The sequence below is a fragment of the Streptomyces sp. NPDC001270 genome (assembly GCF_042896695.1).
Taxonomy (GTDB): Bacteria; Actinomycetota; Actinomycetes; order Streptomycetales; family Streptomycetaceae; genus Streptomyces.
The window spans coordinates 12,426-28,732 of sequence record NZ_JBIAXM010000001.1 but is presented as its reverse complement, the minus strand read 5'-3'; the positions used below and the strand labels follow the sequence as shown (position 1 = coordinate 28,732).

12 protein-coding genes are annotated in these 16,307 nt (G+C 72.5%); 3 read left to right on the top strand and 9 right to left on the bottom strand.

From position 1 onward, the window contains the following. The first annotated feature begins 97 nt into the window (after positions 1-97). Positions 98-1,864 (top strand): arginine--tRNA ligase, encoded by a 1,767-nt coding sequence (gene argS, locus ACFY2B_RS00130; protein ID WP_390760894.1) that lies wholly within the window; start codon positions 98-100, stop codon positions 1,862-1,864. 173 nt (positions 1,865-2,037) lie between these two features. Here argS and ACFY2B_RS00125 read toward each other — a convergent pair whose 3' ends face one another. After that, positions 2,038-2,985 carry a hypothetical protein gene (locus tag ACFY2B_RS00125; protein ID WP_390760893.1) on the bottom strand — a complete coding sequence of 316 codons (948 nt, stop codon included), beginning with the start codon at positions 2,983-2,985 and terminating at the stop codon, positions 2,038-2,040. Between the two features lie 164 nt (positions 2,986-3,149). On the opposite strand from ACFY2B_RS00125, the gene ACFY2B_RS00120 reads away from it, so the two are divergent. Next, entirely contained in the window at positions 3,150-4,019 is an 870-nt protein-coding gene (locus ACFY2B_RS00120) for a DUF4253 domain-containing protein (RefSeq protein ID WP_390760892.1), read from the top strand. A gap of 334 nt (positions 4,020-4,353) precedes the next feature. Here ACFY2B_RS00120 and ACFY2B_RS00115 read toward each other — a convergent pair whose 3' ends face one another. Together ACFY2B_RS00115 and ACFY2B_RS00110 are read right to left on the bottom strand one after the other, a co-directional pair. Further along, a complete protein-coding gene (locus ACFY2B_RS00115) occupies positions 4,354-5,850 on the bottom strand; it encodes a polysaccharide pyruvyl transferase family protein (protein ID WP_390760891.1) in 1,497 nt (498 codons plus the stop codon). A 236-nt stretch (positions 5,851-6,086) separates the two neighbouring features. After that, positions 6,087-7,643 (bottom strand): helix-turn-helix domain-containing protein, encoded by a 1,557-nt coding sequence (locus tag ACFY2B_RS00110; protein ID WP_390760890.1) that lies wholly within the window; start codon positions 7,641-7,643, stop codon positions 6,087-6,089. A 213-nt stretch (positions 7,644-7,856) separates the two neighbouring features. Here ACFY2B_RS00110 and ACFY2B_RS00105 point away from each other — a divergent pair, with 213 nt between their 5' ends. After that, the gene (locus ACFY2B_RS00105) at positions 7,857-8,657 is read left to right on the top strand and encodes a DUF4232 domain-containing protein (protein ID WP_390760889.1); all 801 of its coding nucleotides are present in this window, start codon (positions 7,857-7,859) and stop codon (positions 8,655-8,657) included. 146 nt (positions 8,658-8,803) lie between these two features. Here the strand turns inward: ACFY2B_RS00105 and hemB are convergent, their stop codons facing one another. From hemB to ACFY2B_RS00075, 6 genes are all read right to left on the bottom strand, one after another. Then, positions 8,804-9,796 (bottom strand): porphobilinogen synthase, encoded by a 993-nt coding sequence (hemB, locus tag ACFY2B_RS00100; protein ID WP_390760888.1) that lies wholly within the window; start codon positions 9,794-9,796, stop codon positions 8,804-8,806. Between the two features lie 106 nt (positions 9,797-9,902). Further along, positions 9,903-10,838 carry a class A beta-lactamase gene (gene bla / locus ACFY2B_RS00095; RefSeq protein WP_390760887.1) on the bottom strand — a complete coding sequence of 312 codons (936 nt, stop codon included), beginning with the start codon at positions 10,836-10,838 and terminating at the stop codon, positions 9,903-9,905. 210 nt (positions 10,839-11,048) lie between these two features. After that, positions 11,049-12,758, bottom strand: a complete 1,710-nt coding sequence (locus ACFY2B_RS00090; protein ID WP_390760886.1) for a uroporphyrinogen-III synthase — start codon at positions 12,756-12,758, stop codon at positions 11,049-11,051. Continuing rightward, positions 12,755-13,717: a hydroxymethylbilane synthase gene (gene hemC, locus ACFY2B_RS00085; protein ID WP_390760885.1), complete on the bottom strand. Its 963-nt coding sequence runs from the start codon at positions 13,715-13,717 to the stop codon at positions 12,755-12,757. The genes ACFY2B_RS00090 and hemC overlap by 4 nt, the downstream gene beginning before the upstream one ends. Beyond that, entirely contained in the window at positions 13,714-15,474 is a 1,761-nt protein-coding gene (locus tag ACFY2B_RS00080) for a glutamyl-tRNA reductase (protein WP_390760884.1), read from the bottom strand. The genes hemC and ACFY2B_RS00080 overlap by 4 nt, the downstream gene beginning before the upstream one ends. Further along, entirely contained in the window at positions 15,471-16,232 is a 762-nt protein-coding gene (locus tag ACFY2B_RS00075) for a redox-sensing transcriptional repressor Rex (RefSeq protein WP_376530146.1), read from the bottom strand. Before ACFY2B_RS00075 ends, ACFY2B_RS00080 begins: the two co-directional genes overlap by 4 nt. Positions 16,233-16,307 lie beyond the last annotated feature (75 nt).

Genomic DNA, 16,307 nt, shown 5'->3' with positions numbered 1-16,307 from the left:
TTCTCCCAGACCGCCGCGCACCCGGGAAAACCGCTTTACCCCCGTGGGATACTGAGTGGGTCTATCCATTCCCACGAGGAGAACGGCACCCCTTCCTATGGCCTCGGTCACGTCCCTCAGCGACTCCGTCCAGCAGCACCTCGCGTCCGCCCTCTCGGTCACCCTGCCCGAGGCCGCCGGCGCGGACCCGCTGCTGCGACGAAGCGACCGGGCCGACTTCCAGGCCAACGGCATCCTGGCGCTCGCCAAGAAGGCCAAGGCGAACCCCCGGGAACTGGCGACGCAGGTCGTCTCCCGGGTCGCCACCGGTGACGTGATCGAGGACGTCGAGGTCTCCGGACCCGGCTTCCTGAACATCACGGTCGCCGACGGGGCGATCACCCGGAACCTGGCCGCGCGGTACGCGGACACCGAGCGCCTCGGTGTGCCCTACGCCGAGCACCCGGGCACCACGGTGATCGACTACGCCCAGCCGAACGTGGCGAAGGAAATGCACGTCGGCCACCTGCGCTCCGCCGTGATCGGCGACGCGGTGGTCCAGATCCTGGAGTTCACCGGCGAGAACGTGGTCCGCCGGCACCACATCGGCGACTGGGGCACCCAGTTCGGCATGCTCATCCAGTACCTGGACGAGCACCCGCACGAGCTGGACCACAGGGCCGGCCAGGTGACCGGTGAGGAGGCGATGTCGAACCTCGACCGCCTCTACAAGACGGCGCGCAAGCTGTTCGACTCCGACGCGGAGTTCAAGACGCGGGCCCGGCGCCGGGTGGTCGACCTCCAGGCGGGCGAGCCGAAGACGCTGGCCACGTGGCAGAAGTTCGTGGACGAATCGAAGATCTACTTCTTCTCCGTCTTCGAGAAGCTGGACATGGAGGTCCACGACCCGGACATCGTCGGCGAGTCCGGCTACAACGACATGCTGGCCGAGACCTGCCGCCTCCTGGAGGAGTCCGGCGTGGCGGTCCGCTCCGAGGGCGCGCTCTGCGTCTTCTTCGAGGACATCAAGGGCCCGGACGGCAACCCGGTCCCGCTGATCGTGCAGAAGTCCGACGGCGGCTACGGCTACGCGGCGACGGACCTGTCGGCGATCAGGGACCGCGTCTTCAACCTGAAGGCGGACACGCTGCTGTACGTGGTCGACGCCCGCCAGTCGCTGCACTTCCGGATGGTCTTCGAGACGGCCCGCCGGGCGGGCTGGCTGAACGAGGACGTGAAGGCGCAGCAGCTGGCCTTCGGCACGGTCCTCGGCAAGGACGGCAAGCCGTTCAAGACGCGTGAGGGCGAGACGGTCAGGCTGGAGGACCTGCTCGACGAGGCGACGGAGCGTGCGACGGCCGTCGTCCGGGAGAAGGCCGAGAAGGTGGGCCTGTCCGAGCAGGAGATCGTCGAGAACGGCCGGTACGTCGGCATCGGCGCCGTCAAGTACGCGGACCTGTCGACATCGGCGGTGCGGGACTACAAGTTCGACCTGGACCAGATGGTGTCGCTGAACGGCGACACGTCCGTCTACCTCCAGTACGCGTACGCCCGTATCCAGTCGATCCTCCGCAAGGCGGGCGGGGCCTCGCCGGCCGCCCGTCCGGAGCTGCCGCTGGCGCCGGCCGAGCGGGCACTGGGCCTGCACCTGGACCAGTTCGCCGAGACGATCCGCGAGGTGGCCACCGGGTACGAGCCGCACAAGCTGGCCTCGTACCTGTACCACCTGGCCACGCTGCTGACGACGTTCTACGACCAGTGCCCGGTCCTGAAGGCCGACACTCCGGAGCAGACGGAGAACCGGCTGTTCCTCGTCGACCTCACGGCCCGCACGCTGCACCGCGGCATGGGCCTGCTGGGCATCCGCACGCCCGAGCGGCTCTGACCCCTGCGGTCGACCCGACCCCCGCGGTCCCGCACCCGGCTCGCTCGCCGGGTGCGGGACCGCGTCGCCACCTTGAGGCGGCATCACCACCGTCAGGCATCGCCACCGTCAGCTGTGGCCGCCGTCAGAGCGGTCGCCGTCAGAGCGGTCGCCGTCAGCCGTGCAGGCTGTTGTCAGGCGTAGTAGTGGATCGTGCCGTGCAGCGCCGCGTCGACGCCCTCGCAGTGCTGGACGAAGGTAGCCGCCAGCGCCTTGACGCTGCCGTCGGTGTCGAGCGCGAGCTTGGTGACGGTGAACTCGCCCGACACCTGGTTGCAGCCGCGCCCGCTGCCGTACACGTCGAGCCCGGCGACACCGGCCCCGTTGAACCGCTCGGCCTGGTAGGTCCGGCCGGCTTCCAGCTGCTCACCGGAGGGCGCGCTCAGCTGCGCCGTCCAGTACTCACGGTTGCCCGAGACGTTGTACGAGACCCCGCCCGCGTTACCGCTGAGCGAGAAGGTGCTGGTGGAGCCGGTGAAGTTCTTGGCGGCCCCCTGGCCTATGTAGTCGCCGGAGTCGCTGGTGTAGCCGTAGGACAACGGGTACGCCTGGTACTTGACGACACCCTTGAGCGCCGGGGCCGTGGCGCCTTCGCAGTGCTGGGTGTAGCCGGCGTCGAGCACGGTGATCGCGCCGGAGTCGTCGGTCTCGATCTGGTTGATCGAGAACTGCCCGTAGACCTCGTTGCAGCCGCGTCCGTCGCCGGAGACGTCCAGGCCCGGCGCGCGGCCCGTGCGGAAGGCCGCCCGTTCGGCGTTGCGGTAGACGCCCGGGTGCAGCTCCTCCCCCTTCGGAGCGGCCAGTTCGACGTCCCACCAGGTGGTGTCGGTCTGCACCCGGAAGCGCACGTATGCGGCGGTGCCCCCCGCGTTGATCGTCGCCGTGCCCGGTGTGTACGACGCGGTCCGGCCCTGGCCGATGTAGTCCCCGGCCTCACTGGTGTAGCTGTACTTGGTGACGGCCGCCGGAGTCCCGGTGGCCGCGGCCGCGGGCTCGGTCAGAGCCGCGGTGAGGCCGAAGGTCGCGGTCAGGCCCGTCAGTACGCCGACCAGGGTGTGTCGCCATCCTGTGCGTGTACGCACAGATGTACCCCCTCCATGAGTGGGGTGCCCCTGTTGGACACCCGCACCACCGTTGTAACAGCCGCCACTGACAACGCCGTTCGGATTCTCTGCCGCCGCCCGAGCGGGCCGCGTCGGCCGAGGCTCCTGCCGTTCTGTCAGAGGCTGCCTCTACAGTCACCCGCATGGCGACTCTTCCCAACCCACTGCCCAAGCTGGCGGCCGACCCGAGCGGGCGTTCCCTCGGGCTGCAGCTCCCGCCCGGGAGGCTGATCGACGAGACGGACGACGGGCCGTGGCCGGAGCCCCTGCTGTGGCACGCCGAGAAGTCGGCCACGCCCGGCAGCTGGGCGGCGCTGGGCGCACCGGCCGGCCGTGTGGGCCTGCTGCCCGTGCTCATCGATCTGGGCGATCCCCAAGGCGGTCCGGAGCACTGGGAGTTGTCCCCGGCGCACACCTCGTACCCGGGCGACCACGACGCCGAGGACGTGCTCGTGGAGCACTGGGACGCGGGGCAGTGGGAGGCCGAGGGCGAGGGCGGCGCGGCGGACGGGGACGGCTCCGGGCCGGACCGGCGCCACGCGTCCGCCGAGGCGGACTGGCCCGGGTTCGCCCCCGCCGGGTCGCTCACCGTCGAACCCGGCGCCTGTGCCGCCCAGGTCGCCGATCTCCTGAGCGGTGCCGACGCGGGCGGTCGGGCCCCCGCCGGGTTCAAGGATCCGCATCTGGCCCTCGTCCCGGCCCGCCGATCCGCCGACATCCCCGCGGCCATCGGCTGGTCCGGCCCGGTCAACCACGAGGACGACGTGGCCCGGCTCTGCGCGGTCCTGCGCTCGTGGGAGGACCGCTTCGGCATACGCGTGGTCGCCCTCGGCTTCGACTCCCTGGTCGTCTCGGTGGCCGCACCGCCCGCCGACCGGACCGACGCCGAGGCACTGGCGGCCGAGCACTTCGCGTTCTGCCCGGACACCATCACCCAGGACGGGCCGGCCGGCCTGAGCGACTACGCGGAGGAGCTGATCGGAGCACGCGTCTGGTCCTTCTGGTGGGACTGACGGGCCTCGCCGGGACGGCGGGCCCCCGCCGGGGGTGAGCCCACGGCGGAGCTGAGCGGCCGTGCGGTGTCGAGCGGACGTGCAAGGATGCGCGGCCGTGCGGGGATGCACGGAGGGTGCGCGGCCGTGCGGGGACGCACCGGGGGGTGCGCGGCCGTGCGGGGATGCACGGAGGGTGCGCGACCGTGCGGCGACGCACCGGGAGGTGCGCGGCCGTGCGGGGATGCACGGAGGGTGCGCGGCCGTGCGGGGACGCACCGGGAGGTGCGCGGCCGTGCGGGGATGGGCAGCCGCGCGCGGCCGTCGGAGCCGCGACGGGCCGGTCCGCGGCCCGTCAGTCCTTGCCCGCGGAGCGGGACAGCTTCCGCACCCGCCGCCGCAGCGCCGGGCCGACCTTGACCAGCACCCGCTTCTCGACGCCGCCGATCCGGCGCTCCACCGCGGCGAGCTGCTTGCGGGCCGCGGCCAGTTCCCCGCGTACGGCGTCCAGTTCACGGGCGGTCGCGGCCTCGCGCTTCTCGGCCGCGGTCAGCCGGGTGCGCAGTTGCCTGGTCTCCTCGACGCGCTGGTCGATCCGTGCGTCGGCGGCGGTGATGCGCTCCCGCAGCCGGCTCACTCGGTAGCCCAGCTGTCCGTCGTCCGAGCCGTCCCAGACCGGCATCGACGCGGGCAGCTCCAGCGCGGCGAGCCGGGCCTCGAAGGAGGCGCCGCCGTCGCCGTGGGTGTAGGCGTTGTCCAGGCCGTTGCGGTCGAGGAAGGCGACGATCCGCTCGAAGCGTTCACCGTGGCCCTTGATCATCGCCGAGTGGTCGGCGTCCTCGTACAGGTCGCGCGGGTCGGTGTCGCCCGGCAGCGCGGAGAGCGGGCGGTGCGGTATCTCGAAGTACCGGCACAGCTCCAGGGTCCGCGAGTCGTGGGTGAGGACGACCGCGGGCGTGCCGGCCAGCAGGGCGGCGACGTTGCCGTGGATGCGGGTGCCGTAGGCGAAGTCGTAGCCGCGCAGTTCGTCGATCCAGGTCGCCGGGTCCAGCGGCATCCGGACCTTGTCCTCCTGGAGCAGGACGTGGCTGGACCGGCGGGGAAAGGGGTCCGTCAGGCCCGACTCGGGGCTGGTGTCTCCCCACAGCAGCAGTTCCGCGTCGGAGGTGTTCTGCGCGTAGTAGGTGAGGCGGGGGTAGTGCCGCCACGCGTGGTCGGCGATGCCGGTGAGGTCGCCGACGGGCAGCGCGTCGGGCGAGAGGTTCAGGGCGATGCGCGAGCCGGCGGTGATCTCGGCGGCGCGGATCTCGGGGAAGGTGCCGCCGTGGAGGAACATGGACGGGCAGCCGATGATGTCGATCCGGTCGGCTCCGAAACCGAGGCCCGTCAGATAGCGGGCGGTCAGCTCACCGCGGACCCCGATGGACGCCGACCGGTCGAGGACGGCGGAGACGAAGCGTCTGACCGACGCCTCCATCGGCTTCAGGCCCGCGGTCTCGTAGTCGTCCCCCGCCTGGGCGCCCACGCCGAACACGACGACCGGGATGGTGAGTTGCTCGATCAGCGTGGACAGCCGGTCGAGCGAGGCGTGGAACGACGGCCGGAAGGCGTTGGCCAGCGGGACGACGAAGACGTCGTACTGCTCGTTGATCTCGGCGGCGCGCTCGGGCGACGGGTCGGTGCGGATGCCGTTGGAGGTGACCTCGGTGTCCGGGGTCATCAGCATCTTGTGGGCGGAGTCACTGAAGAGCAGATTGCCGGTGTTCGTCCCGATCAGGTCCTGCTGGATGAACTCCGGGGGCGTGGCCACACGGAACGGACTCTTCCCGGAACGGATCAGGATGCGCTTCACGACACTCCCCGGCGACGACGGACGACATCGGCACGATCGGGGCGCATCCGTACGGTTCGCCTGTGCGTGCGCATGCACCTTACGGGAAAGTAAGGGAGAGGTGAAGGCCGGGTTAGACGAAGCCGGGGGAATGGTGTGGGCCTCGTGCAGCCCGGGGCCCGCGCGGACCCGGCCGGCGGGAAAGCGGAAGGCCGCCCGGTCGGTGGACCGGACGGCCTTCGGGACCCGCGCACCGCTCAGGAGGAGTTGACCGGCGCCTTCTCCCACTTCTCGCCGCCGAGCGGGAAGTCGTAGGCCGGACGCCCGTTGTTGCCGCTCGTCCGGAACGGCTTCCCGTGGTCGTCGATGACCAGGGTGCCCTTCCGGTTGCCACTGGACCAGGACAGCTCCAGGTACCAGGTCACGTCGTACGCCGACGCCTGCGCGGTGATCCGGAAGACCTCCGGGTCCGACTCGCTGACCTTGAACGGGAAGTTCCGCTGCCCCGACCCGGCCACCACGACCGGCCGCGCGGCATCGAGGGCGACGGTGAAGGGACGGGTCGGCACATTGCCGCCGCAGCCGACTCCCACGGCGTAGTCGTTCCAGGCCAGCGGCGCGTCCCTGCCGACCACCCGGACCTGGAGCCCGTCGAGGACCACCGTGTCCGCGCCGGTGCCCTGCACCGTCACCGTCAGCAACTGCTCCCCGGCCGACACCGCCTTGTACGCCGCCACCCAGGCCGGCGCGTCCTGCTCCACTGGCGGCGGGCCGATCTCCGTCGGGGCCCGGTCGATCAAATAGTGCTGGGAGCAGGGGTCTTCCCAGGTGAACGGCTTGGTGTTCACGGTGAGCAGCGGCCCGCTGTTCGTCCCGTCGCCGCCCGCGGGCGCGTCGCCGGTCCGGCTGGGGGTCGCGGAGCCCGTGGCGGACGGCGACGTCTTCGCCCCGGGCCCGGCCTGCTTCGAGGCGGAGGCCGAGGACGAGGGCGAGACCTTGGTCGGCGGCGCGGAGACGTCGTTGGGCGCGGCGGCCCCGACGGGGCTGCGGCCGTCGTCGCCCTGTTTCCCGCCGGACGCCAGATTCAGGGTCAGCGCCACCGCCCCGAGCACCGCGGCCACGGCGACACCGGCGAGCACGGCGGTACGGCGGGAGTGGCGGGGCCGGTCGGGCGCAGTGGGCCGACGGGAGGCGGTGAGGTCCCCGGGAGCAGCCAGGACGTCGTTCGCCACCGTGTCGGTGCCGAACGGGACGGCTTCCGTACCGGGTGCCGCGGTGTCCGGGCGCGAAGCCGGGTACGCCGCGCCCGCCGGGACGGCCCGCGTATCCGCCGGGCCGGCCGCCGCGCCCGCCGCGCGGGGCCGCGCCTCTCCCTCAGGAGTCCCCGCCTCTCCCGAACGAGCCTCCACGTCCCCCGCAGGAGCCTCCACGTCCCCCGCAGGGGTCTCCGCGTCCGCCGCAGGGGTCGCCGTCGTGCCCGAGGGGGTCCGCGCCTCCCGCACCGGGACCGGGGTGGTCTCCCCCGGGGCCGGCGCGGTCTCCGCCGACGCCGCCGTCCTCTTCCCCCGTGTCGCGTCCGCCAGCACCCACCGCCGGTGCAGTTCGACCAGTTCCTCGGGCGTGGCCTTGCACAGCCGGGCCAGCCGCTCGATCGGACCGTAGTCCGTCGGTACGGCATCCCCGTTGCAGTACCGGTGCAGCGTCGACGTGCTCATGTGGAGCCGCTTCGCCAGCACCCCGTAGCTGAGCCGCGAGCGTTCCTTCAGCGTGCGCAGGAGTTCCGCGAAATCGGATCCGTACGTGCCGTCCGACACGAGTGTCCTCCATCCCCCGGTATCCCATCCCACCGTTCCAGGAATGGGTCGTTTCCTCAGGTCAGAGCCGGTGCAGCCGTTCCAGTGTCCCTGATCGGCCGTCGTGTGTGGTGGTCGGGACGGATCATCGCACAGGCTGTGGCCGTGTCCACAGCCGCTCCCGGCAACCGGTCGAGCGGCGCCCGGTCTCCGTCTCCCGCAAAGGATGCAGACATGCGCGCCTTCCGTGTCGCCCGCTCCGCCCGCTCCCGCACCCGGCTGCTCGCCGCGACCGGCGTCGCGGTCGCCGCCCTCGCGCTCACGGCGTGCAACGACGGCACCGGTACGCGGGACGAGGGCGCGTCGTTCTCCGCCGCCACCCCGGCCGGCTCCACGGACCACTCGACGCCGCCGGAGCAGAAGACCGGCGATTCCACCAAGTCGGCCACCGCCGGCACCGACACCCCCCAGCAGAGCGGCAACTCCGGTTCGGCCGCGTCGTCCGGCTCCGGCTCGTCCTCCGGCTCGGCTGCGTCGTCCGGTTCGGGCTCGTCGTCCGGTTCGGGCTCGTCGTCCGGTTCGGGCAGCGCCTCGGACCCGTGGGACCCGGAGAACCGCGTCCTGTGCAACGGCTCCAACACCCGGGTCACCGCCGAGCCGGTGTCCCGCCCGCTCAACCACATGCTCATCACGGTCAAGAACACCGGCTCGAAGTACTGCGACCTGACGTACTACCCGGTGCTCCGCTTCGACGAGATGCAGTGGGCGCCACAGGGAGAGAAGAAGACCCAGCCGCAGGCCGTGGTGACCCTCGCACCGGGTGAGTCCGGATACGCGGGCGTCATGCTGGAGTCCCCCGAGGGCGACGGCGGCACGACCGGCCACAAACTCACCGTCGCCTTCCAGGGCAAGGCACCCAACAGCAGCGGCGGCCCGTCCGCGCTCCCGACGCTGCCGGCCAAGGGCGTGTACTACGACAGTTCGCTGAAGGTCAGCTTCTGGCAGCAGGAGGCGAGCGACGCCCTCCAGTGGTGAACGCCGGCCGCCGGAAAGGCCGTACGGCCCCGGACGACAGGCCGGCGGCCGTACGGCGTACGACGCGGGACGCCGTGCGATACGGGACGCCGTGCGCCGGTGCGGCCCGGGGCGCGTCCGGTCTCCGGCCGCCCGTGCGCGGACCGTCAGCGCAGACGCTGCGCGACCTCGGTGGCCCAGTAGGTGAGGATGGTGCGGGCCCCGGCCCGCTTGATGCCGGTCAGCGTCTCGGTGATGGCCCGGTCCCGGTCGACCCAGCCCTTCTCCGCGGCGGCCTCGATCATCGAGTACTCGCCGGAGATCTGGTAGGCGACGACGGGGACGTCCACGGCGTCGGCGACCCGGGCCAGGATGTCGAGGTAGGGCCCGGCGGGCTTCACCATCACCAGATCCGCCCCCTCTTCGAGGTCGAGCGCCAGCTCCCGCAGCGACTCACGCCAGTTGGCCGGGTCCTGCTGGTACGTCTTGCGGTCACCGGCCAGCGAGGAGGCGACGGCCTCCCGGAACGGCCCGTAGAAGGCCGAGGAGTACTTGGCGGTGTAGGCGAGCACGGCCACGTCCTCCCGCCCGATCTGGTCCAGCGCGTCCCTGACGACACCGATCTGGCCGTCCATCATCCCGCTGGGCCCCACCACATGGGCGCCGGCGTCGGCCTGCACCTGAGCCATCTCGGCGTACCGCTCCAGGGTGGCGTCGTTGTCGACACGGCCCTGGGCGTCAAGCACCCCGCAGTGCCCGTGGTCGGTGGTCTCGTCCAGGCACAGGTCCGACATGACGAGCAGCTCGTCGCCGACCTCGGCCCGCACGTCCCGGATCGCGACCTGGAGGATCCCGTCCGGGTCGGTCCCCGCGCTCCCGAGGGCGTCCTTCTTGGCCTCCTCGGGCACCCCGAACAGCATGATCCCGGAGATCCCCGCCTCGACCGCCTGCGCGGCGGCCTTCTTCAGGCTGTCCCGGGTGTGCTGCACGACACCGGGCATGGCCGCGATCGGCACCGGCTCACTGACACCCTCCCGCACGAACGCGGGCAGGATGAAGTCCGCCGGGTGCAGCCGGGTCTCGGCGACCATGCGGCGCATGGCGGGGGTGGTGCGCAGGCGCCGGGGACGGGTACCGGGGAAGGATCCGTACTTCGTCATGACAGCTACGCTACGCCCGCCCCGCTACCCCTTTTGCCGACGCGCAGTCGGCCGCCGCGCCCCCGGGCGGCGGGTCCGCGCGGGAGGCGTGCCGGTGCCGCTTCCGTCAGCCGAGCGCGGCGGCGAGCAGCGCGGCGGTCTCGGCGACCAGCGGTTCGTCGGCGGCCGCGTCGGCCTCCGGCTGCGTGGACAGCACGGCCAGCACCACCGGTTGCCTCTTCGGCGTCCAGGCGATGCCCACGTCGTTGGTGGTGCCGTACTCGCCCGTGCCGGTCTTGTCGGCCAGTGTCCAGTCGGCGGGCAGGCCCTTGCGGAAACGCTGGCCGCTGGTCGTGTTGGCCAGCATCCAGTCGGTCAGCCGCTCGCGGTCCGCGCGGTCGAGCGCGTCGCCGAGCACGAGCCGGGCGTTGGTCTCTCCGATGGCGTGCGGGCTGCTGGTGTCGGTCACCCGCCACGGCTCGGCCGAGTTCAGCTCGGGCTCGAACCGGTCGAGCCGGGTCGTCCGGTCCCCGATGGAGCGGCAGAAACGGGTGACCGCGGTCGGGCCGCCCAGCTCGCGCAGCAGGAGGTTCATCGCGGCGTTGTCGCTGTAGTCGATGGCCGCGGCGCACAGTGCGGAGACGGTCATGCCGTTCGCGAGGTTCTCCGGCAGGCCCGTGATGGGGGCGTAGCCCGAGTCCGTGGTGTCCTGCTCGGTGTAGCGGATGCGTTGGGCGAGGAACTCGCCGTCGCGGTCGAGGTCCCGCAGGACCGCCGCGACGGCCGGGGTCTTGGCCGTCGAGCAGATCGGGAAGAGTTCGTCCGCCCGGTAGAGCACCGTCCGCCCGGTGACGGTGTTCCGGGCGAACACCCCGAGCCGGGCGGAATGGTTCCGTTCGAGGTCCGCCAGCTGCCGCAGGACTTCCTCCTGGCCCGGTTTCCGGCCCGGTGACGTACCGCTTTCCGCCGCACTCGCGGTCGCGGGCACGACCGCGGCCAGTCCCGCGCCGGCTCCGAGCGCCAGCGCCGCGCGACGGGACAGGCGTGATTTCGCGTCACTCAAGACTGACTGCCTTCCATCTGGTGTCACAACGTTCCCAGATGAGGACGCTTGTACGGATCATGCAGTTCCGCCGCGGTCCGCACTCCGAACCCCGACCCGCAAGCCCCAAGCCCCAAGCCCCAAGCCCCAAGCCCCAAAGAAACGGTTCGCCGTATCACGTCGGCCGTCTGCCGACGTCATACGGCGAACCGTGCCCGCGCAGCGCGGCCGTCAGCCGGAGTTGCGGCGCCTGCGTGCCCCCGGGCGGCGCTCGCTGGGCCGCGTCACCGGATCCCCGGACTCCAACGCCGCCGCCCGCCGCTTCGTCCCGAAGTCCGCCAGCGCCTCCGCCAGCCGGTGCACGGACGGCTCCGGGGCCATCACGTCCACCCGCAGCCCGTGCTCCTCGGCGGTCTTCGCCGTGGCCGGACCGATGCACGCGATCACGGTCACGTTGTGCGGCTTGCCCGCGATACCCACCAGATTGCGCACCGTGGAGGACGACGTGAAGAGAACGGCGTCGAAGCCACCCCCCTTGATCGCCTCCCGGGTCTCCGCCGGCGGCGGCGAGGCCCGCACGGTCCGGTAGGCGGTGACGTCGTCGACCTCCCAGCCCAGCTCGACGAGCCCGGCGACCAGGGTCTCCGTCGCGATGTCGGCCCGGGGCAGGAAGACCCGGTCGATCGGGTCGAAGACGGGGTCGTACGGCGGCCAGTCCTCCAGGAGACCCGCGGCCGACTGCTCGCCGCTCGGCATCAGGTCCGGCTTCACACCGAAGGCGACCAGCGCCTTCGCCGTCTGCTCGCCGACCGCGGCGACCTTGATCCCCGCGAAGGCCCGCGCGTCGAGCCCGTACTCCTCGAACTTCTCCCGCACCGCCTTGACGGCGTTGACGGAGGTGAAGGCGATCCACTCGTACCGCCCGGTCACCAGGCCCTTCACGGCCCGCTCCATCTGCTGGGGCGTCCGCGGCGGCTCGACGGCGATCGTCGGCACCTCGTGCGGTACGGCCCCGTACGAGCGCAGTTGGTCGGAGAGCGACGCCGCCTGCTCCTTCGTCCGCGGCACGAGGACCTTCCAGCCGAACAGCGGCTTGGACTCGAACCAGGACAACTGGTCGCGCTGGGCGGCGGCGGAACGCTCGCCGACCACGGCTATCACCGGCCGGCCGCCGTCCGGTGACGGCAGCGCCTTCGACTGCTTCAGGGTCTGCGCGACGGTGCCGAGGGTGGCGGTCCAGGTGCGCTGCCGGGTCGTCGTACCGGCGACGGTCACCGTCATCGGGGTGTCCGGCTTGCGGCCCGCGGCCACCAGTTCACCGGCCGCCGCGGCGACCGAGTCCAGCGAGGCGGAGACGACGACCGTGCCGTCCGAGGCGCCCACCTCGGTCCAGCACCGGTCCGAGGCGGTCCGGGCGTCCACGAACCGGACGTCCGCGCCCTGCGCGTCCCGCAGCGGAACCCCCGCGTACGCGGGCACGCCGACCGCCGCCGCGACACCGGGGACCACCTCGAAGGGCACCCCGGCGGCGGCGCAGGCCAGCATCTCCTCGGCGGCGTACGTGTCGAGCCCGGGGTCCCCGGACACCGCACGGACGACCCGCCTGCCGCCCCGCGCGGCCTCCATGACAAGATGAGCGGCATCCCGCGTCGGCGGGACCGCAGCGGCTGTCGACACACCGTCGACGGCCGCCCGTTGGGACGTGCCCGGACCGGGCCGCGTGTCGGCGGAGGGGTCCGCGTCGACGCGCAGGACGGCGACGCCCTGTCTGGCGTGGGTACGGACCACGTCCAGCACATCGTGCTCGACGACGAGTACGTCCGCGTTCGCCAGCGCCTCCACGGCGCGCAGAGTCAGCAGTCCCGGATCCCCGGGTCCGGCACCCAGGAAGGTGACGTGACCGTGTTCAGGGCCGGCGGCGGGAAGGGTGGTGGGGCTCAATGTGCTCGCTCCCCCATCAGACCGGCCGCGCCCTGGGCAAGCATCTCGGTGGCGAGTTCGCGACCGAGCGCCATTGCCTGGTCGTTGGTCTCGGGCACGGGACCGGTGGTGGACAGCTGCACCATGCGGGATCCGTCGGTCGTGCCGACGACGCCCCGCAGGCGCATTTCCTTGACAATCTGCCCGTCGGCCAGCAGGTCGGCCAAAGCGCCCACCGGGGCGCTGCAGCCGGCCTCCAGGGCGGCGAGCAGTGAACGTTCGGCGGTGACGGCGGCCCGCGTGCACGGGTCGTCGAGTCCGCCGAGCACGGCGATCAGGTCCGCGTCGTCCGCGGCACACTCGATCGCCAGGGCCCCCTGGCCGGGGGCGGGCAGAACCGTGTCGACCGACAGGAAGTCGGTCACCTCGTCGATGCGGCCGAGGCGGCTCAGGCCGGCCGCGGCCAGCACGACCGCGTCCAGCTCGCCGCCCCGCACGTATCCGATGCGGGTGTCGACGTTGCCCCGTATCGGGACCGTCTCGATGTCCAGCCCGTGGGTGCGCGCGTACCCGTTCAACTGGGCCATGCGGCGCGGCGAGCCGGTGCCGATGCGCGCCCCGCGGGGCAGGTCGGTGAACTTCAGCGCGTCCCGGGCGACGATCACGTCGCGCGGGTCCTCGCGCGCGGGTACGGCGGCCAGCACCAGGTCGGCGGGCTGCGCCGTCGGCAGGTCCTTCAGCGAGTGCACGGCGAAGTCCACCTCGCCCCGGTGCACCGCCTCGCGCAACGCGGTCACGAACACCCCCGTGCCGCCGATCTGCGCCAGGTGCTCGCGCGAGGTGTCGCCGTACGTGGTGATCTCGACCAGGTCAACGGGGCGCCCGGTGATCCGGCGCACGGTCTGCGCCACCTGACCCGACTGGGCCATGGCGAGTCTGCTCCGCCTGGTCCCGAGCCGCAGCGCCGCTGTCTTGCTCATGCCGACCCTCGGTTCTTCTCGTCGGCGCCGCCGCCGGCCCGGGAGACGGCGGCCACCGTCTCGGGGTCGAGGTCGAACAGGGTCCGCAGCGCGTCCGCGTACCCGGCACCACCGGGTTCGGCCGCGAGCTGCTTGATCCGTACGGTCGGCGCGTGCAACAGCTTGTCGACCACCCGGTGCACGGCCTGCCTGATCTCGCCGCGCTGGCGTTCGTCCAGGCCGGGCAGGCGCCCGTCGAGCCGGGCGATCTCACCCGCGACGACGTCGGCGGCCATCGTGCGCAGGGCGACCACGGTGGGCGTGATGTGCGCGGCCCGCTGCGCCGCCCCGAAGGCGGCGACCTCGTCGGAGACGATCCGCCGGACCTCTTCGACGTCGGCCGCCATCGGAGCGTCCGCGGACGCCTCGGCCAGCGACTCGATGTCCACCAGCCGCGCTCCGGCCAGCCGGTGCACGGCGGCGTCGACGTCGCGGGGCATGGCGAGGTCGAGGACGTACAGGGCCGGTGCCGGACGCGGGATCGCGGGCACCGGTTCGGGCTTGCGGCGCTCGGGGACGCGTCCGGTCACCGCGACGGTGGCGGCCAGCGCGGCGATGGCGTCGGTGTCGTCGGCCGCGTCGTCCTCGCCGCCCGGCCGTCGCGGCGCGCGCCCGGCGGTGTCGCCCTTGTCGACCCAGACCGCGTGCTGCTCCAGCTCAGCCGCCGCCATGCCGGCCACGGCCGCCTCGCCCAGTACGGAGAAGGCGGCGGTGCCCGGCATGGCGGCCAGGTCGAGCGGGCAGTTCTCGTCGTCGCGGTCGGTGCCGTCCTGCGGTCCGGCCGGTCCAACCGGGGCGGTCGCGCCGGTGGCAGCCGTGGCCACCGTACGGACGTCGGCGGCGGACTCGGTGAGAGGCGCGTCCGGGCCGCCCGCGACGCGGCCCTCGACGGCGGCGGCGACCGCCTCCGCCGTCAGCACGAGTCCGGTCGCGCCGGTACAGGAGACGGCGATGTCGGCCCGTGCCAGCTCGGCCGGCACCGCGTCCATCGGTACCGCGCGGGCCACCGCGTCCGTGTCACCCGCCGCGGCGAGGATCTGCGCGAGGCGCTCGGCGCGCGCGACGGTGCGGTTGGCGACGACGACCTCGGCGACACCGGCCCGCGCGAGCGTGGCCGCGGCCAGCGAGGACATCGAGCCCGCGCCGATGACCAGCGCCTTCTTCCCGCGGGCCCAGGTCGGCACGTCCGTGCCCACGGCCAGTTGCTCCAGGCCGAAGCTGACCAGGGACTGCCCGGCGCGGTCGATGCCGGTCTCGGAGTGGGCGCGCTTGCCGACCCTGAGCGCCTGCTGGAACAGGTCGTTCAGCAGCCGGCCCGCGGTGTGCAGTTCCTGCGCCCTGGCCAGCGAGTCCTTGATCTGGCCGAGGATCTGGCCCTCGCCCACGACCATCGAGTCCAGCCCGCAGGCCACCGAGAAGAGGTGGTGGACGGCCCGGTCCTCGTAGTGCACGTAGAGGTAGGGGGTCAGCTCGTCCAGGCCCACCCCGCTGTGCCGGGTGAGCAGCGTGGACAGCTCGGCAACACCGGCGTGGAACTTGTCCACGTCCGCGTACAGCTCGATCCGGTTGCAGGTGGCGAGGACCGCGGCCTCGGCGGCCGGCTCCGCGGCGACCGCGTCCTGGACCAGCTTGACCTGGGCGTCCGCGGTGAGCGCGGCCCGTTCCAGGACGCTGACCGGGGAGCTGCGGTGGCTCAGTCCGACGACCAGGAGGCTCATGCCGGCATCACGGCGGGTACGTCCCCGTCAGGCCCCTGGTCGGTGGTCTCCTTGCGGGCGGCGGCGGCCGGGGCGGCACCGTCGGGAGAGGGCTCCTCACCGGCCTTGCGCTGCTCGTGGAAGGCGAGGATCTGCAACTCGATGGAGAGGTCGACCTTGCGCACGTCGACGCCGTCCGGGACGGACAGCACGGTCGGTGCGAAGTTCAGGATGGAGGTGACACCGGCGGCGACCAGGCGCTCGCAGACCTGCTGCGCGGCACCCGCGGGGGTGGCGATCACACCGATCGACACGCCGTTGTCCTCGATGATCTTCTCAAGCTCGTCGGAGTGCTGGACGGGCATGCCCGCGACGGGCTTGCCCGCCATCGCCGGATCGGCGTCGATGAGCGCGGCGACCCGGAACCCGCGCGAGGCGAACCCGCCGTAATTGGCCAGCGCCGCGCCGAGATTACCGATACCGACGATCACGACCGGCCAGTCCTGGGTCAGACCGAGTTCGCGGGAGATCTGGTAGACGAGGTATTCGACGTCGTACCCGACGCCCCGGGTCCCGTAGGAGCCGAGGTAGGAGAAGTCCTTGCGCAGCTTGGCGGAGTTGACCCCCGCGGCGGCGGCCAGTTCCTCCGAGGAGACCGTGGGTACCGAACGCTCGGACAGCGCCGTCAGGGCGCGGAGGTACAGCGGAAGCCTGGCGACGGTGGCCTCGGGAATCCCTCGGCTTCGGGTCGCCGGTCGGTGAGTTCGGCCAGTTGCCACGGTGCTCCTGCGGGTAGCGCGGGGCTGCGGGCGGCCATACGTTCCCGGACCGCCCCGTCGATAGCAGGCTATGTC